The sequence below is a fragment of the Micromonospora sp. NBRC 107095 genome, from assembly GCF_030269705.1.
In the GTDB taxonomy this organism is placed as follows: Bacteria; Actinomycetota; Actinomycetes; order Mycobacteriales; family Micromonosporaceae; genus Micromonospora; species Micromonospora parva.
Genome location: NZ_BSTU01000006.1, coordinates 488,719 through 509,752, shown reverse-complemented (window position 1 = coordinate 509,752; position 21,034 = coordinate 488,719). Strand labels below are relative to the sequence as shown.

General features: G+C 72.8%; 18 protein-coding genes. 7 read left to right on the top strand and 11 right to left on the bottom strand.

What is annotated here, in order from left to right; translation table 11 throughout:
• Positions 1 to 38 precede the first annotated feature (38 nt).
• The 6 genes from QSK15_RS28120 to QSK15_RS28095 form a co-directional block, all read right to left on the bottom strand.
• The gene (locus QSK15_RS28120; protein WP_285797066.1) at positions 39 to 1,235 is read right to left on the bottom strand and encodes an acyl-CoA dehydrogenase family protein; all 1,197 of its coding nucleotides are present in this window, start codon (positions 1,233 to 1,235) and stop codon (positions 39 to 41) included.
• Positions 1,232 to 2,905: an acyclic terpene utilization AtuA family protein gene (locus QSK15_RS28115; protein WP_285797065.1), complete on the bottom strand. Its 1,674-nt coding sequence runs from the start codon at positions 2,903 to 2,905 to the stop codon at positions 1,232 to 1,234. The genes QSK15_RS28120 and QSK15_RS28115 overlap by 4 nt, the downstream gene beginning before the upstream one ends.
• Complete coding sequence (locus QSK15_RS28110) at positions 2,902 to 3,699, bottom strand: TIGR03084 family metal-binding protein (RefSeq protein ID WP_285797064.1); 798 nt, start codon at positions 3,697 to 3,699, stop codon at positions 2,902 to 2,904. Before QSK15_RS28110 ends, QSK15_RS28115 begins: the two co-directional genes overlap by 4 nt.
• A 37-nt stretch (positions 3,700 to 3,736) precedes the next feature.
• The gene (locus QSK15_RS28105) at positions 3,737 to 4,342 is read right to left on the bottom strand and encodes a TetR/AcrR family transcriptional regulator (RefSeq protein WP_285797063.1); all 606 of its coding nucleotides are present in this window, start codon (positions 4,340 to 4,342) and stop codon (positions 3,737 to 3,739) included.
• 445 nt (positions 4,343 to 4,787) lie between these two features.
• Positions 4,788 to 5,531 carry a metallophosphoesterase family protein gene (locus QSK15_RS28100; RefSeq protein WP_285797062.1) on the bottom strand — a complete coding sequence of 248 codons (744 nt, stop codon included), beginning with the start codon at positions 5,529 to 5,531 and terminating at the stop codon, positions 4,788 to 4,790.
• Between the two features lie 114 nt (positions 5,532 to 5,645).
• Positions 5,646 to 6,323, bottom strand: a complete 678-nt coding sequence (locus QSK15_RS28095; protein WP_007466162.1) for a Crp/Fnr family transcriptional regulator — start codon at positions 6,321 to 6,323, stop codon at positions 5,646 to 5,648.
• Positions 6,324 to 6,466: 143 nt separating this feature from the next.
• On the opposite strand from QSK15_RS28095, the gene QSK15_RS28090 reads away from it, so the two are divergent.
• The 6 genes from QSK15_RS28090 (at position 6,467) to QSK15_RS28065 (ending at position 11,829) form a co-directional block, all read left to right on the top strand.
• Positions 6,467 to 7,174 (top strand): adenosylcobinamide amidohydrolase, encoded by a 708-nt coding sequence (locus QSK15_RS28090; RefSeq protein WP_285797061.1) that lies wholly within the window; start codon positions 6,467 to 6,469, stop codon positions 7,172 to 7,174.
• A gap of 11 nt (positions 7,175 to 7,185) precedes the next feature.
• A complete protein-coding gene (locus tag QSK15_RS28085) occupies positions 7,186 to 8,364 on the top strand; it encodes a CapA family protein (RefSeq protein ID WP_285797060.1) in 1,179 nt (392 codons plus the stop codon).
• A 41-nt stretch (positions 8,365 to 8,405) separates the two neighbouring features.
• The gene (gene nth, locus QSK15_RS28080) at positions 8,406 to 9,194 is read left to right on the top strand and encodes an endonuclease III (RefSeq protein ID WP_352232233.1); all 789 of its coding nucleotides are present in this window, start codon (positions 8,406 to 8,408) and stop codon (positions 9,192 to 9,194) included.
• A complete protein-coding gene (locus QSK15_RS28075; RefSeq protein ID WP_285797058.1) occupies positions 9,191 to 9,898 on the top strand; it encodes a TlpA family protein disulfide reductase in 708 nt (235 codons plus the stop codon). Before nth ends, QSK15_RS28075 begins: the two co-directional genes overlap by 4 nt.
• Positions 9,895 to 10,587, top strand: coding sequence for an NUDIX hydrolase (locus tag QSK15_RS28070; protein ID WP_285797057.1), 693 nt, complete (start codon positions 9,895 to 9,897; stop codon positions 10,585 to 10,587). The genes QSK15_RS28075 and QSK15_RS28070 overlap by 4 nt, the downstream gene beginning before the upstream one ends.
• Positions 10,588 to 10,650: 63 nt before the next feature.
• Entirely contained in the window at positions 10,651 to 11,829 is a 1,179-nt protein-coding gene (locus QSK15_RS28065) for a MarP family serine protease (protein ID WP_285797056.1), read from the top strand.
• A gap of 16 nt (positions 11,830 to 11,845) precedes the next feature.
• Here QSK15_RS28065 and QSK15_RS28060 read toward each other — a convergent pair whose 3' ends face one another.
• The 4 genes from QSK15_RS28060 to eccCa all read right to left on the bottom strand — a co-directional run bounded on the left by QSK15_RS28060 (position 11,846) and on the right by eccCa (position 18,818).
• Entirely contained in the window at positions 11,846 to 12,553 is a 708-nt protein-coding gene (locus QSK15_RS28060) for a phosphatase PAP2 family protein (RefSeq protein WP_285797055.1), read from the bottom strand.
• Between the two features lie 37 nt (positions 12,554 to 12,590).
• Entirely contained in the window at positions 12,591 to 13,382 is a 792-nt protein-coding gene (locus QSK15_RS28055) for a phosphatase PAP2 family protein (protein WP_285797054.1), read from the bottom strand.
• Between the two features lie 52 nt (positions 13,383 to 13,434).
• Positions 13,435 to 14,775 (bottom strand): type VII secretion-associated serine protease mycosin, encoded by a 1,341-nt coding sequence (mycP, locus tag QSK15_RS28050; protein ID WP_285797053.1) that lies wholly within the window; start codon positions 14,773 to 14,775, stop codon positions 13,435 to 13,437.
• A 74-nt stretch (positions 14,776 to 14,849) separates the two neighbouring features.
• A complete protein-coding gene (eccCa, locus tag QSK15_RS28045) occupies positions 14,850 to 18,818 on the bottom strand; it encodes a type VII secretion protein EccCa (RefSeq protein ID WP_285797052.1) in 3,969 nt (1,322 codons plus the stop codon).
• A gap of 101 nt (positions 18,819 to 18,919) precedes the next feature.
• On the opposite strand from eccCa, the gene eccD reads away from it, so the two are divergent.
• Positions 18,920 to 20,323: a type VII secretion integral membrane protein EccD gene (gene eccD / locus QSK15_RS28040; RefSeq protein WP_285797051.1), complete on the top strand. Its 1,404-nt coding sequence runs from the start codon at positions 18,920 to 18,922 to the stop codon at positions 20,321 to 20,323.
• A 31-nt stretch (positions 20,324 to 20,354) separates the two neighbouring features.
• On the opposite strand, the gene QSK15_RS28035 is transcribed toward eccD, so the two are convergent.
• Positions 20,355 to 20,861 carry an inorganic diphosphatase gene (locus tag QSK15_RS28035; RefSeq protein WP_030328015.1) on the bottom strand — a complete coding sequence of 169 codons (507 nt, stop codon included), beginning with the start codon at positions 20,859 to 20,861 and terminating at the stop codon, positions 20,355 to 20,357.
• Positions 20,862 to 21,034: the final 173 nt, after the last annotated feature.

Sequence of the window (21,034 nt, the reverse complement as noted above, 5' to 3'; positions counted from 1 at the left end):
CGACTGCGGGGCTCGCAAGATCGGCTCACTCCTCGCGCTCACAGACCCATGCCCTTCGCGATGATCTCGTTCATGATCTCGGTGGTGCCGCCGCCGATGCCGAGGATCCGCGCGTCGCGGTAGTGCCGCTCCACCTCGGCGTCGCGCAGGTAGCCGAAGCCGCCGTGCAGCTGCAACGCGTGGTCGACGACGTGGTCGCAGGCGGCCACCGCCATGTTCTTGGCCATCGCCACCTCGGTCACCACCGGCTCGCCGGCAGCGACCCGAGCGGCGACGTCGTGCACGTACGACCGGGCCGCCTCGGCGCGGGTGTGCATCTCGGCCAACCGGTGCCTGATCAGCTGCCGGCTGGCCAGCGGACGCCCGAAGGTCTCCCGATCCCGGCACCAGCGCACCGCCAGCTCGACGCAGCGCTGCGCGGTCGCGTACGCCTGGGTCGCCAGCGACAGCCGTTCCGCAGCGAAGTGCTCCATGATCGCCAGGAAGCCGGTGTTCTCCGCGCCGATCCGGTTGGCGACCGGCACCCGCACGTCGACGAAGGACAGCTCGGCGGTGTCCGAACAGTGCCAGCCCAGCTTCTCCAACCGGCGTCCCACGGTGAAACCGGGTGACCCCTTGTCGATGACCAGCAGGGTGAGTTCACCGCTGCCGGGGAAGTCGGTACACACCGCGGTGGTCACGAAGTCAGCCCGCTGGCCGCTGGTGATGTAGGTCTTCGACCCGTTCACCACGTAGTGGTCGCCGTCGCGGCGGGCGGTCGTGCGGATACCGGCCACGTCCGAACCGCCGTCCGGCTCGGTGATGGCCAACGCGCCGATCATCGTGCCGGACAGGGTGGGTCGGACGTACCGCTCGATCAGGCTGTCATCGGCCGGGGACGAGACGCCGCCGAGCCGACCGCCCAGCGAACCACCGGTGCGGGCACCGGCCGCCGCGACCATGTGCGGCAACGCGATCCCGTGCGTGAACAGGGCCGCCACCAGCCCCGACGAACCGCCTGAGCGGATCAGCTCCTCGGTCACGATGATCGAGTCGAGCAGGTCACCGCCGCTGCCACCGACCGACTCCGGGAAGCCGATACCGAGCAGGCCGAGCTTCGCGGCGGTCGCGTGCAACGCCCGGGGCACCTCGCCGGCCCGCTCCCAGTCGTCCAGGTGCGGCAACACCTCCCGGGTCACGAACGCCCGGGTCAGTTCGCGCAGCTGCCGGCGCTCCGGGGTGTCCACGATGCTCACGGTGCCTCCGTCGGTAGGTCGGCCGGGAGGTCGACGATCCGGGCGCGCAGCAGCTCGCCGAGCGCCTTGGCCTGTGGGTCGAACCGGGTGGACGCGGCCACCCCCGCGCCGAGCAGGCCCTCGATCACGAAGTTGACGGCGCGCAGGTTCGGCAGCTCGTAGCGCCGCACCGACAGCGGGGCCGTCTCCGGCAGCAGCTCGGCCAACCGCTCGACGGACAACCAGGTCCGCAGCCACGCGTACCCGGCGTCGGAACGCGCCCAGACACCGAGGTTGGCATCTCCGCCCTTGTCCCCGGAGCGCGCACCGACCACCTCGCCGAGCGCCCCGCGCCGGGTCGGGCCGTCGACCGCCACGTCGCCACCCGAGGCGGGTTCGTCCTGCACTGTGGGGGCGGTGCGGATCGGCGGGGCGATCGGTACCCGCTCACCGCCGGGCAGCACCGCGACGTGTCCCACCGCGTCCTGCGGCACCGTGTCGGCGGTGAAGACGCCGTACGGTGTCGCGTCGCCGGGCACCGTGGTCAGGGTGCAGCCCGGGTACGAGGCCAGGGCCAGCTCCACCGCGGCGGCCGAGAACGCCCGCCCGGCCCGCGTCTTGTCGCCGTCACGCAGGTGTACGTGCAGCAGGGCGCTGGCCGCTTCGGTGTCGGCGGCGTCCGCGTGGTCGGTGCGGGCCAGCGTGAACTCCAGCCCGTCAGTGCCCACCGCCTCCTCGATCTGCCCCCGGACCAGCGCAGCCTTCGCCTCGATGTGCAGACCGCAGAGGACGAACGTCATCGAGTTACGGAAGCCGCCGAGGTTGTTGACGCCCACCTTGAGGGTCGGCGGTGGCGGCGTACCCCGGACGCCGGAGACCCGGACCCGGTCCGGCCCGTCGGGATGCAGAGTCACAGTGTCCAGTCGGGTGACCACGTCCGGCCCGAGATAGGACGGCCCGCCGATCTCGTAGAGCAGTTGGGCGGTGACCGTCTCCACGGTGACCGCGCCACCGGTCCCCGGATGCTTGGTGACCACCGACGAGCCGTCGGAATGCACCTCGACGATCGGGAACCCGGGCCGGTGTCCGCCGTCGGGCAGTTCGGTGAAGAAGCTGAAGTTGCCGCCGGTGACCTGTGCGCCGCACTCGACGAGGTGCCCCGCGACGGTGGCCCCGGCCAGCTCGTCGAGGTCGTCGCGGCCCCACCCGTACCGGGCGATGGCCGGGCCGACCACCAGCGACGCGTCGGTGACCCGGCCGGTGACCACCACGTCGGCACCGGCGTCCAGGCCGGCGGCGATCCCGAACGCGCCGAGGTAGGCGTTGGCGCTCAACGCGTCCGGCCGCTGGATCGTGTCGCCCTCGACGTACCCGATCCGGGCCGGCAGGCCGAGCCGCTTGGCGAGCTTCTCGAGGGCCGCGGCCAGGCCGGCCGGGTTCAACCCGCCGGCGTTGGTCACGATCCGCACCCCTCGGTCGAGGGCGGTGCCGAGGCAGGTCTCCATCTGCCGCAGGAACGTCTTCGCGTAGCCCAGGTCGCTGTCGCGGAGGCGGTCCCGGGCCAGGATCAGCATGGTCAGCTCGGCCAGGTAGTCACCGGTCAGCACGTCCAGCTCACCGCCGTCGAGCATCTCCCGCCAGGCGGTGAACCGGTCGCCGTAGAAGCCGGAGGCGTTGCCGATGCGGATCACGCCCGTACCCCGTTCCCGCCGGCCGGCTTGCGGCCGTCACCCGGCGGCCCGGCGAAGGCCTGTGCCACGTCGAGCCACTCGTCGGCGACCGGCCCGGTGGCGACCAGTGCGAGGTCCGCACGGTGCCGGCGCTGGGTGACCAGCTGGCAGAAGTCCCGGGCCGGGCCGGTGACCCGGTCGGCGGCGTCGGCCGGACCCCAGCTCCACGTGTCGCCGCCGGGCCCGACCAGCTCGACCCGGACCGGCGCCGTCGGCGCCTCCCGGCCGTGCGCGATGAAACCGTGCCCGAGGGTGCGCACGCCCAGATGCGCCACGTGCCGAAGTCGGTCGCTGTCGGGGCGGACCACGTGGAGGGCGTCGGCGACGTCCCCGCCGTGTGCCCAGGTCTCCATGAGCCGGGCGGTGGCCATCGAGGTGGCCGACATCCGGGTGCCGTACCAGGGCAGCTTGTCACCGGCCGGAACGGCGGCCAGTGCGTCGACGAGCGCGGTTCGCCCGGCCCGCCAGCGGGCGAGCAGCTCGGCCGGCGGTGCCAGGAACTCCTCGGCACCCGCGTCCACCATCCGCGTCACGTCCGGCGCGGAGGTCACCGTCGCGTAGAACGCCTCCGCGTCGGTGGCGGCCAACAGTGCCATGTGGTCGGTCCAGGCGAGGTGCGCGATCTGATGCCCGATGCTCCAGCCGGGAGCGGGGGTCGGCCTCGCCCAGTCGGCCAGGGGCAGTGCGGCCACCAGGGCGTCCAGCTGGGCGGACTCGTCGGCCAGGTCCGTGAGCAGCTCGCTGAGGTCGACCATGGTGCCTCCGGTCGGTGGTGGCCGGTGCGGCCGGCGGTCAGGGGGTGAGCAGAGTGGTGAGCTGGCGCTTCCAGGTGGTCAGCAGGGCGGCCCGGCGGGCCGAGTCGTCGCTGAGCAGGTTGGCCACCCCGAGCCCGCGGAGCAGGTCGAGGGTGGCCTGCACCGCTTCGCGGACGCCGGGTCGACGCTCGTCGACGCCGAGCAGGGCGACGGTGAGCCGGTGCATCTCCCGCCCGACCGTCGCCTCCAGCGGCACCAGGGCGTCGCGGAGTTCCCGATCGGTGCGGGCGGCGACCCAGAGCTCAAGCGCGGCCACGAACAGCGGACCGGTGAACGCCACGGCGAGCAGGTCGACGACCCGGTCCAACCGTTGTGGGCCAGCCGGCAGCGTCTCGGCCTCGGTGCGCAACTCGTCGGCCCGACGCTCGGCCAGGTGAGCCACGGCTGCCGTGACCAGCGCCGCCTTCGTCGGGTAGTGGTGCAACTGGGCCCCACGCGAAACACCGGCCCGCGCCGCGACGACGGTGGTCGTGGTGCCGGACCAGCCGTGGTCGATCAGGCAGTCGACGGTCGCCTCCAGCAGCCGGGCCTGGGTGGCGCGGCTGCGTTCCTGCTGGGGGACACGCGTCGATGCGGGGGGCACGCGAACAGCCTGGGGCCTGCGAAACAAACAGTCAAGACTGACTTTTTCTAGACCCGTGTCGCTCTGGCGCGAGCCGGGCGGGCGGTGACGGGACGGCGGAGGGGCGAAGGGACGGCGGATGGTGACGGCGCGGCGTGGCGGTGGCGCCACACAGCAGCGGGCATGGGGGCAGTGGCCTCGCTTTGGAGCTGATGTCACAAACGAATCACCTGTCGGCCTCACTCGCTGCCCGCTGCCCGCTGCCCGCCCTTGCCCTGGATCGGCCTGCCGATCGCCGATGGCTGATGCCGCAAACGATTCAGCTCCAAAGGGCCCCTGACCCGTAATCGGAGTGCTGCCGGCGTGGCCGTCGGGTGCCTGCCGGCGACCGCTGGATGCGGTGTCAGCGGCTGTCGGGCAGCCTTCCAGCGGCGGGCCGCCAGCGCTGCGCCGCCGGGCTGCCGGCTCAGCGGCCGTCGCGGGGGCCGAAGACGGTCAGCGCGTCGGCGTCGCTGTGTTGGGAGCGCAGGTACTCGTCGGCCCAGGCGGCGGCGTCGGGGAAGGTCGACTCCGCTGACACCCGTGCACAGGCGGCGTCCACGTCGAAGGCGGTGCGGCGCAGTTGGACGCCCGGCCCGAGCAGCGCCCACCACGCCCCCGCACCCCCGTACGGCATGCCGATACTGCCCGGGTTCACCACCAGCCGCCGGTCGACCAGCCGGGTGAAGGGCATGTGCGTGTGGCCGCAGACCACCGTGGAAACCTCGGCGGGAAGACCGTCGAACACCTCCGCCCAGCGGGCCAACCGGGAGTCGACGAGCACTACCTCCTCGTCGTCGCGGGGCGTCGCGTGGCAGAACAGCGTCGGCCCGAGGCCGTCGACCTCCATCGTCACCGTCGTCGGCAGCGCGCCCAGCCGGGCCACCTGGTCGTCACGCAGTTGCCCGGCGGCCCAGTTCGACACCTCGATCGACGCGGGATGCCCGGCCCGGGCCTCGACCAACTCGCGATCGGCGTTGCCGCCGACCCAGCACACCCGGTCGCCCAGGTCGGCGAGCACGTCCAGCACCTCGACCGGTTGCGGGCCCGCGGCGATGTCACCGGTGAGCACGATCAGATCGGCGGCGGCGACGTCCGGCTCAGCCAGGACGGCCTCCAGCGCCGGCAGAACACCATGAATGTCGGAGAGCACGGCCACACGGTTCACCATGGCCCCACCCTCACCGCTGGCACCGCCCCGGGGCCAGCGATTCTGCGCCAGGCAGATGGCGAACGTCCCCGTCTGCGGCCGGCGCCGGCCGCAGACGGGGACGTGCTGTGCCGCTCAGACGCGGGCGCGACGGGCCAGGCGCTCCGGGTCCAGAATGATGATGCTCTTGCCGTCCAGGCGCAGCCAGCCACGCGAGGCGAAGTCGGCCAGCGCCTTGTTGACGGTCTCCCGGGAGGCGCCGACGAGTTGGGCGATCTCCTCCTGGGTGAGGTCGTGGGTCACCCGCAGAACGCCACCGTCACGGGTGCCGAAGCGACCCGCCATCTGCAGCAGGTTCTTGGCGACCCGGCCCGGCACGTCCGTGAAGATCAGGTCGGCGAGCGAGTCGTTGGTCCGGCGCAGTCGACGGGCCAACACCCGGAGCAACTGCTCGGCGATCTCCGGGCGGTTGTTGAGCCACGGCCGCAGCGCCTGCTTACGCAGCCGCACCAGCCGGGTGTCGGTCACCGCGGTGGCGGTCGCCGTACGCGGACCCGGGTCGAAGAGCGACAGCTCACCGACCATGTCCGACGGCCCCATCACCGCAATCAGGTTCTGCCGGCCGTCCGCCGCGCGGCGACCAACCTTGATCTTCCCGGACAGCAGGATGTAGAGGCTGTCACCGGGCTCGCCCTCATTGAAGACGATCTCGCCCTTGCGGACCTCGATCGTCTCCATCTCCTTGGCAAGCGCCTCGGCAGCTTCCGGGTCAACACCCTGGAAGATCCCGCTGCGGGCCAGTACCTCGTCCATTGCGCACCTCCGGTTGCGCGTGCCGTCCGTCGGCCGGGGCCGCCGTCCGCTGATCCCCTCGCGCGCCGCCAAGTCTAGGCGCACGTGAGCATGAATCAGAGGTCGCCCCTGGAATCTTGATCGGTGGGCGTAACCTGCCCGACGTGCTGAGCGAGCCGATTCTGACCAGCCGTGCCGAGGACGGGCGGAACGTCCCGCTGCTCGTCTGGCGCGCGGACGTGCCGCTGCGGGCGGTGAGCAGTGGCCCGCTGGGCGGTGGCATCGGGGTCCGGCGGTGGGTGCTGAACGCGACGGTACCGATGTCGTACGACCGGGAGGACCCTGCGGCGCACCTGGCCTCGCTCGCCGCTGAGCTGGCCCTCGACGGCCCCGGGGTCGGCCTGCTGACCGGCGTCGATGTGGCCGAGGTGGTGGCGCGGACGGACACCGGGGTGCGGGCCTGGGCGACGGTCGGGCTCGGCACGCCGGTGCCCGCAGCCGCGCCGACGCCGACGGCGCTCGCCGAACGCGTCGGCACAGTCAACATCGTGGTGTACGTGCCGGCCCGGCTCGCCGACTCGGCACTCGTCAACGCGGTGGCCACCGCGACCGAGGCGAAGACCCAGGCGATCACCGAGCTGGGGGTGCCCGGGACCGGCACGCCCACCGACGCGGTCACCGTGCTCTGCCCGGTGGACGGGCCGGAGGCCGCGTACGGCGGGCCGCGCTCCACCTGGGGCGCCCCGCTCGCCCGGGCGGTGCACGCGGCAGTCCTGGCCGGCGGCGCCCGGCCGGTCGTGCCGTGGTCTGAGCAGCTCAAGGATGCAAAGTCCAACCGATCGGCCATCGTCGGCGGGTTTAACGACCGGTAGGGTCGCGGGCGATGTACGCTCCCGCCCCCCTCGCGTCCCGCCCGCGTCGCCGCGTCGCCCTCGGCCTCGCCGCGCTGCTGGCCGCCCTCCTCGTGGCCGGCTGCGCCGACCCCGGTGGTGAGGCACCCGTCTGGCAGCCCGGCGCGGGAGGTGGTGGCACCGGCGCGCCGGTCTCCACCGCCGGCCCGAAGGCCACCGGACCCGCCTCCTCCGGTACGGGTGGCGCGATCTCGCTCTCCGCCACCGGCGACATCATCATGGGCAACGCGCCCGGTCGGCTGCCCGCCGCCGGCGGTAAGGGCTTCTTCAACTCGGTCACCGAGGCGCTCAAGGCCGACCTGGTGATGGGCAACCTGGAGGAGCCGCTGACCGTCGACACCGGCACCGGCAAGTGCGGGGCCAACTCCACGCGCTGCTTCCAGTTCCGCGCCCCACCGGAGTACGCCGCCCACCTGCGCGACGCGGGCTTCGACGTGCTCAACCAGGCCAACAACCACGGCTACGACTACGGCCCGAAGGGCTACGAGAACACTCAGAAGGCGCTGCAGAAGTACGAGCTGGAGCACACCGGCGCGCCGAACGAGATCACCGTGGTCGACGTCAAGGGCGTCAAGGTCGCCGTCGCCGGCTTCTCGTCGTACGTCTGGTCCAACAGTCTCGTCGACATCGCCAAGGCGAAGACAGTGGTTGCCAAGGCCGCCACCATGGCCGACCTGGTCGTGGTGCAGGTGCACATGGGCGGCGAGGGCGCCGACAAGACCCGGGTGAAGCCGGGCACCGAGATGTTCCTGGGCGAGAACCGGGGCGACCCGGTGAAGTTCTCACACGCCATGATCGACGCCGGCGCCGACCTGATCGTCGGGCACGGCCCGCACGTCCTGCGCGGGATGGAGTTCTACAAGGGCCGACTGATCGCGTACAGCCTGGGCAACTTCGCCGGCGGCGGCAACTCGCTGAGCAACGCCGGCCGCCTCGGCTGGGGCGGGGTGCTGAAGGTGTCGCTCAAGCCGGACGGTAGCTGGGCGGGCGGCTCGTTCACCTCGACGTACATGAACTCCGCCGGCAAGCCGACGATGGACCCGGACGACCGGGGCCTGGGTCTGGTCACCGAGTTGAGCCGCGCCGACTTCCCGAAGGCCGGCGCCCGGTTCGACGGGCAGGGGAAGATCTCGCCGCCAACCGCCGGCTGACCCCGAGGAGGACGTCCGGGGTGCGACGTAGGCTGACCGTCGTGACCAGTAGCCCTCCCGGTGCCAGCGAGACCGATCTCGGGCGCAAACGCCGTGCCCGCAAGATCGGCCGGGTGCTGGCCGAGACGCACCCCGACGCGCATTGTGAGCTGGACCACTCCAACGCTCTGGAACTGGCCGTCGCCACGATCCTGTCCGCGCAGTGCACGGACAAGAAAGTCAACGAGGTCACCCCGAAGCTCTTCGCCCGCTATCCCGACGCTGCCGCGTACGCCGGCGCCGACCGGGGCGAGATGGAGGAGCTGATCCGGCCCACCGGCTTCTACCGCAACAAGACCGACTCGCTGCTCAAGCTCGGTCAGGCCCTCCTCGACCGGTACGACGGCAAGGTCCCCGGCCGGCTCGTCGACCTGGTGACGCTCCCCGGCATCGGCCGCAAGACCGCCAACGTGATCCTCGGCAACGCCTTCGACGTCCCGGGCATCACCGTCGACACGCACTTCCAGCGGCTGGTCCACCGGTGGGGGCTGACCACCGAGACCGACCCGGTCAAGATCGAGCACGCGATCGGCGCGCTGTACGACAAGCGCGACTGGACCATGCTCTCGCACCGGATCATCTTCCACGGGCGACGGGTCTGCCACGCCCGCAAACCGGCCTGCGGGGCGTGCACGCTCGCGAAGCTCTGCCCCTCGTACGGCACCGGCCCGACCGAGCCGGCGGCCGCCGCCAAGCTGCTCAAGGGCCCTCGGGCACGCGACCTCGCGGTGGCCGCCGGGGTCGACCCGGAGTTGGTGCCCGCGCAGGCGGTCACGGCGGAGGTGCCGTGAACCGCCGCCTCGCCCTGGCCGTCCTGCCACTGCTGCTGGCCGTCGCCGCCTGCACCAGCGGCACTGCCGACGACGAGCCGGCCCCCCGACGGGCCGCCGCCGCCGAGCGGCCATCGCCGTTCCGCGACTGCGCCACGCTGACCACGCCGCCCACGGCAATGTCCCCATCGCCCGGCAGCACGCCCGCGTCGCCCGGCACCGGCACGGCAACGCCCGCCTCGCCCGGCTCCGGCACTTCGTCCTCCGGCACGTCCGGCCCGACGGCCCGCGCGACTGGCGGGCAGGCGCTGCCGGAGCTGTCGCTCGCCTGCTTCACCGGAGGCGCCCCCGTCGCGCTGGGGGCGGTGGCCGGACCGGCGGTGATCAACGTGTGGGCGTCGTGGTGCCCGCCGTGCCGCAAGGAGTTGCCCGCGTTCCAACGCCTCAGCGAGCGGGCCGCCGGTCAGCTCCAGGTGATCGGGGTCAACAGCCGGGACAGCCGCAGCGGCGCCCAGTCCATCGGCGAGGACTTCGGCGTCCGGTTCCCGATGCTGGTGGACCAGGGTGAGGCGCTGCAGCGGGAGCTGAGGCGAAACGCCATTCCGCTGACCCTCTTCGTCGGCGCCGACGGTCAGATCCGGCACATCGACGCCACCGGCGCTCTCGACGACGCCACGCTCGCCACGCTGGTCCGCCAGCACCTCGGCCTGGCGGTGCCGGCGTGACCCGTCGGCCACCCGAGTGGGTCGAACCGTTGCTGACCCGGCTGGGCACCGCCCGCGCCGAGGACTTCACCCGGCTCACCACTCCGGCCGAGGGCGGTCGGGAGAGCGCCGTGCTGGTGCTCCTCGGCGAGCAGCCCGGCGTTGGCCCCGACGTGCTGGTCCTGCAACGCGCCGCCACCCTGCGCAACCACGCCGGTCAGCCGGCCTTCCCCGGTGGTGCGGCCGACCCGGAGGACGCCGACGTCCGCGCCACCGCCCTGCGGGAGGCGAACGAGGAGGTGGGCCTCGACCCGGCCAGCGTGACGGTGCTGGCCGAGCTGCCGAAACTGTGGATCCCGGTCAGCGACTTCGTGGTCACGCCGGTGCTGGCCTGGTGGCACGACCCGCACCCGGTGCACCCACGGGAGCCGGCCGAGGTGGCACACGTCGCCCGGCTGCCGGTGAGCGAGCTGGTCGATCCGGCCAACCGACTGCGGGTCCGCCACCCGAGCGGCTGGATCGGGCCGGCGTTCTCGGCGCGTGGGATGCTCGTCTGGGGCTTCACCGCGGGGGTGCTCGCCACCCTGCTCGAGATGGGCGGCTGGGCGCGTCCGTGGTCGCCGGGCCGGGTGCTGGAACTTCCACCGAGCGGGGCGACACCGGCCCCGTCCGCCGGCACCGAAGACGCCGACGAGAACGCCCTACGCTGACCACGCGGTCACCATCCGCAAGCGATGGTCATCCGCCGGGCACACTGCCCGTACGCTTGACCCGTGTCCGTCGTGGATCTCGTCCTGCTGCTGCTCATGCTCGTGTTCGCGATCAGCGGATACCGCCAGGGTTTCGTCATCGGCGTCACGTCGTTGTCCGGCTTCTTCCTGGGTCTCCTGCTGGGTCTCCAGCTCGGGCCGCTGTTCGCCAGACAGTTCGTGGACGCCGGCACCCGCGTGCTGATCTCGCTCGTGGCTATCTTCGGGCTGGCGGTGGTCGGGCAGGCGCTCGCCGGTTGGCTCGGCTCGCACCTGCGCAAGACGATCACCAGCGACGTGGGCAAACGGGCCGACGACGTCGGCGGGGCGTTGGTCTCGCTGTTCGCGGTGCTCCTCCTGGCCTGGCTGGTGGCCGTGCCGCTCGGCTCGTCCTCGGTGCCCTGGCTCGCCGCCTCGGTCCGCAACAGCGCGTTGATCACGGTGGTCAACCAGGTCCTACCGGAGCAGGCCCAGCGGTTGTCCACGGCGTTGGAGGACACCGTCGACACCGACGGCTTCCCGGACGTCTTCGGCGACCTCGCGCCCACCCGGGCCCGGCAGGTCGACCCGCCGGACCCGGCGCTGGCCGGCTCGCAGGTGGTGGTCAGCGGTCAGCAGTCGGTCGTCAAGGTGCTCGGCTCGGCGCCCAGTTGTTCACGCCGGATCGAGGGTTCCGGGTTCGTCTACGCTGACGACCGGGTGATGACCAACGCGCACGTCGTGGCCGGCACCCGCTCGGTCGCCGTGGAGTTGGGCGGCGAGCGGTACGACGGCAAGGTGGTCGTCTACGACCCGAACCGCGACCTGGCGGTCCTGCTGGTGCCCGGACTGCCCGGCCCGTCCCTGCGGTTCGCCGCCGGCAACGCGGGCAGCGGCGCCGACGCCATCGTGCTGGGCTTCCCGCTCGACGGCCCGTACAACGCGCAGTCGGCGCGGATCCGCGACGTCGACAAGATCAAGGGACCGGATATCTATTCCTCCGGCGACGTCACCCGGGAGATCTACACGATCCGGGCGCTGGTGCGCAGCGGCAACTCGGGCGGCCCGCTGCTGTCCGCCAACGGCCTGGTGCTCGGCGTGATCTTCGCGGCGGCGTCCGACGACCCGAACACCGGTTTCGCGGTGACGGCGGCCGAGGCCCGTCCGGTGGCGTTGGCGGGGGCCGAACGCAACCGGCAGGTCGGCACCGGCGAGTGCACCTGAGCCGCCGCGGGTCAGCTCAGGTCTGAGCCGGCAGAGCGCGACTCCCGGCGGTCGGCAACTTCGCCCGACCCCACCGCAGCGACCGGTCCAGCACCGCACGGACCATGATCGCGACGCAGGTGCCGCCGTTGACGAAGGACGCCACCACGTCGCTCGGGTGGTGCATCCCCCGGTACATCCGGGTCAGGGCCACGCCCAACGGCACCATCAGCAGCAGCGTCCACCAGGCGACCTTCGCCCCGGTGCTCCGGGCGCGCAGCGCCATCAGCACGGCGATGCCGACGTAGAGCGCCACCGCTGCCGAGGTGTGCCCGGACGGAAAGCTCGACGTCGGTGGCGAGACGTCCATGTGTTCCACCGCCGGCCGCCGCCGGTCGATCGCGAGAGTGGTCAGCAGGAACACCAGCGCCTGGGCGGTCACCGCCGCGCACAGGAACAGCGGCTCGCGCCAGCGCTTCAGCCAGAGCCGCAGCGCCAACGCCACCAGCACGGTCACCACGACGATCATCTGGGTGCTGGCCAGCGTGCTGAACACCAGCGAGACGTTGTTCCAGTCCCCGGTGCGGTCGGCGGCCAGTTCCCGGTTCACCGTGTCCTCCACGGTGAACGGCCAGGTGCGGGCGAACACCCGGGTGACCAGCATCCCGAGCAGCACCATGAGCCCGAGCAGGAGGGACACCGGCAGCAGCACCCGCCGAACGATCTGGCGCACGAGGTCGGACATGGGTGCGCCAGTACCCGGCCGGCCCCGTCGCCAGTCCTCAGGCAGCCCCCGGGTGTCGCTCGACCTCGGGAGCGACGCCGTCGCGGGTCGGCCGGACCGGCCGCAGCCCGGTGTGTGCCCGCCAACTGGTGAACGCGGCGGTGGTGGCCGCGACCACCGCCACCCCGAGCAGCCATCCGCCCACCACGTCGCTGGTGAAGTGCACGCCGAGCGCCACCCTGCTCAGCCCGGTCACCACGGTGAGCAGCACCGCCGCGACCCAGAGCGCCACCCGCGCCGGCCACCGCCGGGCGTACGGAACGAGCACCAGCAGCAGCACCCCGGCGGCCAGGGTGGCGTTCAGCGCGTGCCCGGAGGGGAACGAGTATCCGGCGGCCCGGGCCACCGGGTCCAGCAGCTCCGGCCGGTCCCGGCCGACCAGCAGCTTGAGCAGCGGACCGAGCAACCCGCCGACGACAATGGTGGTGGCCGCCCAGAGGGCCAGGCGGCGGGCGCCCCGGCGCAGCAACCAGACCACCAGGAGCAGGACGACGGCGCGCAGCGGCATCGGGGCGAACACCTCGGTCCAGACCCGCATCAGCACCACCCACGCCGGATGACCCTGGGCGTAGCCGTGCAGCGCGTCGGTGACCGTCGTGTCCAACCGGTGCAGCGGTGCCCAGGCGTCGAGAACCAGCAGGGTGAGCAGCGCGAACGGCACCAGCACCAGGAACGCTGCCGTCGCGGCGAGCGTGAGCCGCAGCCCCAGCGCGTGGTCCGGGTCGAATCGGCGGTGCCGCCACGACGGCCGGCCGGTGGGGGCGAGCGTGGGTGGCCGGTGCGTCCTCATGACCGTGTTCTACCCGACCAGGCGACTGGTCAGGCCTACCGGTCGGCTGCGATCAACGGGTCCGCTGGCGGAGCCGGCGAACCACCAGCGCCGCACCGGCGACGAGAGCGACCAGGAGCACGACGGTGGTCGCCAGTTGCTCCGGGGCGGACGTGTCCGCACCGCCCGCAGCCCGAGCCGTCCACCGACTCTGCTGACCGGCCGCGGCGAGACCCAGGGGATCGCTACCGGCACCGGACACCGGACCGTCGTCGACCGAGCCCGGTGCCGGACCGAAACCGGTCACGCCCGGCGACGTCTGATCGTCGAGCGGGTTGACGGTCACCGGCGGCACCTGGGCGGTCAACGCGGCCACCGGGTCGACCACCCCGTACCCGAAGCGGTCGTCCCGCCCGGTCGGGCCGAGGTCCCGGGCGGTGGCCAACAACCGGTTGACCACCTCACCCGCTGGCATCTGCGGATAACGGGACCGGACCAGCGCCGCGGTCGCGGCCACCAGCGGCGCGGCGAAGCTGGTGCCCTGCACCCGCCAGTACCCGCTGGGCGGCTTGGCACCGACCAGTCCGCTGGCGGGGGCGGTGAGCACCGTCGCCCGGCCGGTGATCGACCCGGACCACAGGTTGTCGCTGCTGCGTTCGAGACCGGCCACCGCGATCACACCCGGCTCCCGAGCCGGATACCAGACCTTGGTGCTGGTGGAGGTGGCCAGGTTGCCGGTGCAGGCGACCACGACCACGTCCCGGACGAACGCGTAGTCCAGGGCGGCGGCCAGGGCCGGGCTGTCGCCGCTGCCACCCAGCGACAGATTGATCACGCGGGCACCGTTGTCGACCGCCCAGCGCACGCCCTGGGCGACGATCAGCGCGTCGTCGTAACGGTTCTCCTCGTCCAGCACCCGGACCGGCAGGATCCGGGCGTCCGGTGCCAGGCCGACCACGCCCCGCTTGTCGTCACTGCGCCCAGCGATCAGGCCGGCCACAGTGGTGCCGTGGCCCACCGGGTCCGGGCCCGGGGCGCCGCCAGGGCCGACCAGGTCCTTGCCGGGGAGCACCTGACCGACCAGGTCGGGATGCGTGCCGTCCACTCCGGAGTCGACCACCGCCACGGTCACGCCCCGCCCGGTCGAGCTGCGCCACGCCGTTTCGGCCTGCAACTCGTCGAGCTGCCACTGCTCATCGCGGACCTGGTCGGTGCGGGCGACGGCGTCCCCGGGGGCGAACGCCATCGGCGCGCCGGCGAGCTGTCCGCCGTTCGTGGGCGCGGCGACCGGCACGGCCGCCGCGGTGGGTGCCACGACGGCGAGCGCCGCGGCGACGCCGAGCAGCACTCGGCCGGTCGTTCGTCGGGCCGCTGACGGACCGCTGTGCCGCACCCCAGTCACATCCCCAGCCATTCATCCCGACGGAACCATGACGATCGGAGATTACCGGTTTCCCCACCCGTCACGGGAAGAACCGGCGAGTCAGGTCATTGCGGCGGCAGATGCGCCAGCTGAACGAGGCGTACGCCCTCCCGTCGGGTGACCAGTCGGCCACGCCCCGGCGGCAGCGGTCCGGGCCGGACCGGCCCGACGAGCGCGCCCTCCTCGGGGCTGCCCGCCATCACCAGGCCGGCGGTGGACAGCTCCCGCAGACGCTGCACGATCGGCTCGTACTGGGCGCGGCCCGCCCCACCGGAGCGGCGGACCAGCACCAGGTGCAGTCCGATGTCCCGGGCGTGCGGCAGGTGCTCCTCCAGCGCCCGCAACGGGTTCGCCGGTCCCGCCGCCACCAGGTCGTAGTCGTCCACCAGCACGAACAGCTCCGGCCCGGACCACCAGGACCGGTCCCGCAGCTGCTGCGGGGTGACCTCCGGCCCCGGCGCCCGCCGCTCCAGGTAGCCGGCGGCCGACTCGATCAGGTCGGCGGTGTGCGCCGCGGCGGTGCCGTAACCGATCAGGTGTGGTGTCTCGATCGCACCGAGCAGGCTGCGCCGATAGTCGACGAGGATCACCCGGGCCTGCTCGGGAGTGAATCGGGTGATGATCGACGTGGCCAGTGCGCGCAGGAACGACGACTTGCCGCACTCCGAGTCCCCGAAGACCACGAAGTGCGGCTCGGCGGCGAAGTCCAGCAACACCGGGCGCAGGTCCGCCTCCGCGATCCCGATCGGCAGCCGCAGCCCGGTCGTCGAGGTGAGGTCCAGATCGGCGTACGGCAGCGCCGGCGGGAGCAACCGCACCCGGGGCGCCACGGGACCTGCCCACCCCTCGGCGGCCCTCTTGACCAGATCGGCGGTGTCGCCACCGGCGGTACCGAGCTGAGGCAGTGCGGTGAGGAAGTGCAGGCCCTCCGCGGTCACCCCTCGGCCGGGACGCTCCGGCACGTTCGCGGCGGCACGCCGGGCCACCAGCGAGTCGGCCGGGTCGCCCAGGCGCAGCTCCAGTCGGGAGCCGAACAGGTCCCGGATCGCCGGGCGGAAATCCAGCCAGCGCAGCGCGGTGGCGACCACGTGCAGCCCGTACGACAGGCCCCGGGTGGCCAGGTCGGTGACGAGTGGCTCCAGGTCGTCGTACTCGCCGCGGATGGTGCTCCACCCGTCGATCACCAGGAACACGTCACCGTACGGGTCGGCGCCCGGCTGACCGACTGTCCCCGCCGCCGCTCGCCGCTGCCGGTACGCGGCCATCGACTCCACACCCAACTCCGCGAAGCGGCGTTCCCGGTCGGCCAGCAGGGTGGTCATCTCGCCGACGGTGCGTCGTACGGCGGTCGGGTCGGCGCGGCCGGTCACACCGCCCACGTGCGGGAGGTCGCGCAGTGCGGCCAGCCCGCCGCCACCGAAGTCGAGGCAGTAGACCTGCACCTCGGCCGGCGTGTGGGTGAACGCCAGCGCGCAGATCAGCGTGCGCAGGGCGGTGGACTTGCCGCTCTGCGGCGCACCGATCACGGCGACGTGCCCGGCGGCGCCGTCCAGCGCCAGCCAGAGCAGGTCCCGGCGCTGTTCCAAGGGCTTGTCCACGACCGCCATCGGCACGCCGAGCGCGCCATGCAGCTCCGGGTTGCCGACGGTGAGCCCGCGCGTCGGGTGCACCTCGACCGGGCCGAGCAACTCGTCCAGAGCCGGCGGCTGACCGAGCGGCGCAAGCCACACCTGGTGCGCCGGGGGCCCCTGCCCGACGAGCCGGTCCACCAGAAGGTCGAGCAGCGTGCTGCCACCCTCCTCCTCGGTCACGACCGGTACGACCGGGGACGCCGGCTCGGCCACCGGTACGACGTGGGTGGTGAAGGTGAGCAGCCGGGCGCCCCCCTCGGCGGCGACGCCGCCCGGTGCTGCCCGTCGGCGGACGGCACCGGAGACGTACGCGGCCTTGAAGCGGGCCAGCGGGTCGGTGCCGGCGCGCAGGTAGCCGTGGCCCGGCGAGCGGGGCAGCTCGTGGGCGTCCGCGACACCGAGCACCGTGCGGGACTCCAGCGCCGAGAAGGTGCGCAACCCGATCCGGTACGACAGGTGGGTGTCCAACCCGCGGAGCCGGCCTTCCTCCAGCCGTTGACTGGCGAGCAGCAGGTGCACGCCGAGCGATCGGCCCAGTCGGCCGATCTGCACGAACAGGTCGATGAAGTCGGGCTTGGCGGAGAGCAGTTCGGAGAACTCGTCGCAGATCAGCAGCAGTGACGGCAGCGGCGCGAGCGGGCTGCCGGCCGCCCGGGCCCGCTCGTAGTCGCGCACGCTGGCGAAGTTGCCGGCGCGCCGCAGCAACTCCTGACGGCGGATCAGCTCCCCGTTGATCGCGTCCACCATGCGATCGACAAGTGGCAACGCGTCAGCCAGGTTGGTGATCACGGCCGCGGTGTGCGGCAGCCGGTCGAACGAGGCGAAGGTGGCGCCACCCTTGAAGTCGACCAGCACGAAGTTGAGCTGCTCGGAGCTGTGCGTGACGGCGAGCCCCAGCACCAGCGTGCGGAGCAGCTCGGACTTGCCGGAGCCGGTCGCCCCGATGAGCAGGCCGTGCGGGCCCATGCCGTCCTGGGCGGACTCCTTGAGGTCCAGCTCGATGGCGCCGCCGTCGGCCCCCACCCCGATCGGCACCCGCAACCGGTCTCGTGCCGAACGCGGCGACCAGCCCTGTTCCGCGGTGAAGCTCTCCGGGTCGCCGAGACCGAGCAGCTCGGGCAGACCCAGGTCGGCCTGGAACGGGGCGTCCGGTCCACGGGCCGTGCCGGCGAGGCGCAGCGGCGCCAACCGGCGGGCCACCGCCTCGGCGTCGGCCAGGTCCAACTGGTCGGCGGTGCCCACCTCGGCGTGCCCGTCGGACGACCACGAGTGCAGCCGGGGGCCGTGCAACTCCAACAGCAGCGCGTACCGGTCCAGCAGTCGGGGCGGCGGAGTGTCCAGGTCCAGCACGGTGACCGCGTCGATGCCCCCGTCGCCGGTCAGCTCACTGGCCCCGGTCAGGTCGCCGCCGTCGAGGACCACCACGACGTGCGGGCCGTCGGTGGCCGGGCCGGTCGGGCTGAACCGGGACCGGGTGGCCAGCACGTCGGCCAGCAGCGACTCCAGTTCGGCGGCGGAGCTGGTGACCAGCCGTACCGGGCCGAGCGCGTCGGTGCGGGCGGGGTGGTGGGCGTGCGGGAGCCACTTCACCCACTCCCAGCAGGCGCGGCGTTCCGGCCCGGCGCAGACCGCGACGAGCAGCTCGTCGGGGGCGTGGAAGACCGCCAGTTGGGTCAGCACGGCCCGGACCAGCGCCTGCGCCGCCGGGTCTGCGCCGGTGGTCGGGGTCGCCGAGGTGCGGCCGGCGGGTCGCACGTGCACCCGGGCGAAGCTGCGCAGCGACAGCGCCACCGGCAGGTCCGGCACCACGGAGTACGCGTCCAGGAAGCGGCGCAGCGCGCCGGCGGTCATCGGCTCAAGCTCCTCCAACGGTCGGGTGACCGGTGGGACGAGTGGAGTGGCCAGGGTCTGCGGCCCGACGGCGACGCGTACCACGGCGAAATCCCGGTCGGCGGGACGCCGCTCCCAGACCCGGTGGCTGTCCACCGTCGACCAGAGCCGACCCGGGTCCGGGTGCCGGTAGTAGAGCCCGGCCCGTTGCTGGCCGGCGGTCCGCCGGACCCGCCGCCGCAGCGTGGCCAGGTGCCGCAGGTACTCCCTGCGGGCGGCCATCATCTCGGACTTCTTCGGGGTGCCGGAGGCGCTGCCCCAGGAGGTCACCAGCATCGCCAACGAGGAGAGGCCGAACATCCCGCCCACCACGTACGAGTATGCGCCGCCACCGCGGCCGAACATCATCGCCATCGCCACCGTGCCGCCGAGCATGGGCAGCAGCATGAGCATCTGCTGCCACCGTCCACCGGTCACCACGGGGATCTCCGGCGGCGCCTCCACCGACACCTCACCGGCGGGGATCTCCGGCGCTGGTCGGCGTGGCGGGCGCTTGATGACGACGGTGGACACTCGGCCTCCTGACAGCGCTGGGTAACCCGAGCCGGACTCATGGTAGGTAAAGTCCTGTCGTCCGCGCAGCCTCCGATCCCTGTCGATATGGAGACCAGTCGATGACTACCGGGCTGGCCCGCGTCACCATCAGCGCCCCGCAACGACGGGTGGACGTCGCCCTGCCGGAACAGGTGCCGCTGGCCGAGCTGCTGCCCGACGTGCTCCGACACGCCGGTGTCGGGCTGGCCGACGACGGCGAGCAGCACGGCGGTTGGGTGCTCCGCCGCACCGACGGGGCGTTGCTGGTGACAGCACAGGCGCTGCTGCCGCAGGGGGTCCGCGACGGTGAGGTGCTGCACCTCGTGCCGGCCCGCGCGCACTGGCCCGAGTTGGAGTACGACGACGTCATCGAGGCGATCGCCGAGAGTGCCCGCCGCCGTGGTGGCGCCTGGTCGCCCACCGCCACCCGGGCGGCCGGTCTGGCCGGTGCCGCCGTACCGCTCGCTGTCGGACTGCTCGCGCTGCTCGCCGGTGGCCCGACCCATCGGGCCGGTTGGCTGGCGGCCGGCGCGGTAGCGCTACTGCTCACCGTCGCCGCCACGGTGGCCTCCCGGGCCAACGGCGACGGTGCCGCCGGGGCGACGCTCGGCGGCTACGCGCTGCCCTACGCGTTCACGGCCGGTGCCCTCGCGGTCGGCTCCGGCGACCCGGTCGGACCGTTCGGGCCGGCCCGCTGGGTGGGCGCTCCCGAACTGCTGGCCGGGTCGGTCGCGCTGCTGCTGGTGGCGCTGATCGGTTTCCTCGGGGTGGCCAGCCGGCTGTGGGTCTTCGTGGCCGGGGTCACTGTCGGTCTGATCGGTGCGGGGGCCGCGCTCGGTGCGCTGCTGATGACCACGGCCGGTACGGCGGCGGTGCTGCTCAGCGCACTGGTCTTCGCCGTCGTCGTGATCCCGCTGCTGGCCATCCGGCTGGGCAGGTTGCCGCTGCCGCCGATCACCCTGCCGGCTTCGACGCCCGCGCCGGAGCCGGAACGGGCCCCGGACCTGCCGGACCGGGGCCGGGTGCACGCCGCGGTGATCCGCACCGAGGAGATGCTCACCGGGATGCTGATCGGCCACGCCCTGCTGGCGGCGGCCACAGCGGTCGTACTCGTGGTTTCCGGTGGCACTGCCGGTCGGGTGCTGGTGGCGGTCACCTCGGCCGTGCTGTTGCTGCGGTCGCGGCTGTTCGTGGCGCTGCGACAGCGGGTGCCGACGGTGCTCGCCGGGCTGGCCGGCTACGCGGTGCTGGGCGCGGCGCTGGCCGGTCGGGCCGACGAGACCGGGCGGTTGGTGTTGGTCCTCGGCGGGGCGGCGCTGGCCGTGGTGGCGGTCGCCAGCGGTACCGCGTACGCCCGCCGGCCGGTCTCGCCGTACGTCGGGAGGGTCGCGGACCTCACCGACACGGCACTGGTGGTGGCAGTGGTGCCGATCGCCTGCGCGGTGCTCGACCTGTACGACAGGGCCCGAGGGCTGCTCGGTTGAGCGATCCTCGGGCCCGGTGCGTCAGGGTGTGTCAGTGGATGGTCTCGCCGCGCGCCTCGGCGTCCCTGGCCCGCTGGTAGGAGGCCACGATCTCGGCCTCGGCCTCGGTGCGGCCGACCCAGGTCGCGCCCTCCACCGACTTGCCGGGCTCCAGGTCCTTGTACACCTCGAAGAAGTGCTGGATCTCCAGGCGGTCGAACTCGCCCAGGTGGTGGATGTCGCGCAGGTGCTCCTGGCGCGGGTCCTCGTAGGGCACGCAGAGGACCTTGTCGTCCCCGCCCTTCTCGTCGGTCATCCGGAACATGCCGATGGTGCGGCAGCGGATCAGACAACCCGGGAAGGTCGGCTCGGGGACCAGCACGAGGGCGTCCAGCGGGTCGCCGTCCTCGCCCAGAGTGCCCTCGATGAACCCGTAGTCGGCCGGGTACTGGGTGGAGGTGAAGAGCGTGCGGTCCAACCGGATCCGGCCGGTCTTGTGGTCCACCTCGTACTTGTTCCGGTGACCTTTGGGGATCTCAACCGTCACGTCGAAATCCATCTGCACGCTCCCTCGTCTGCCCACGCTGGCTAACGGAACCACTGGCTGCCCTCCGGACAGGTGAATGCCCACCCGCCGACTCCGGCCGCCGCATAGTCTTCGGACCGAAGTAGTGTCACCCAAGCCGATTTTCGCTGGGGGAGGAGGGGGTCGTGGGGAGGGAAGATTCACAC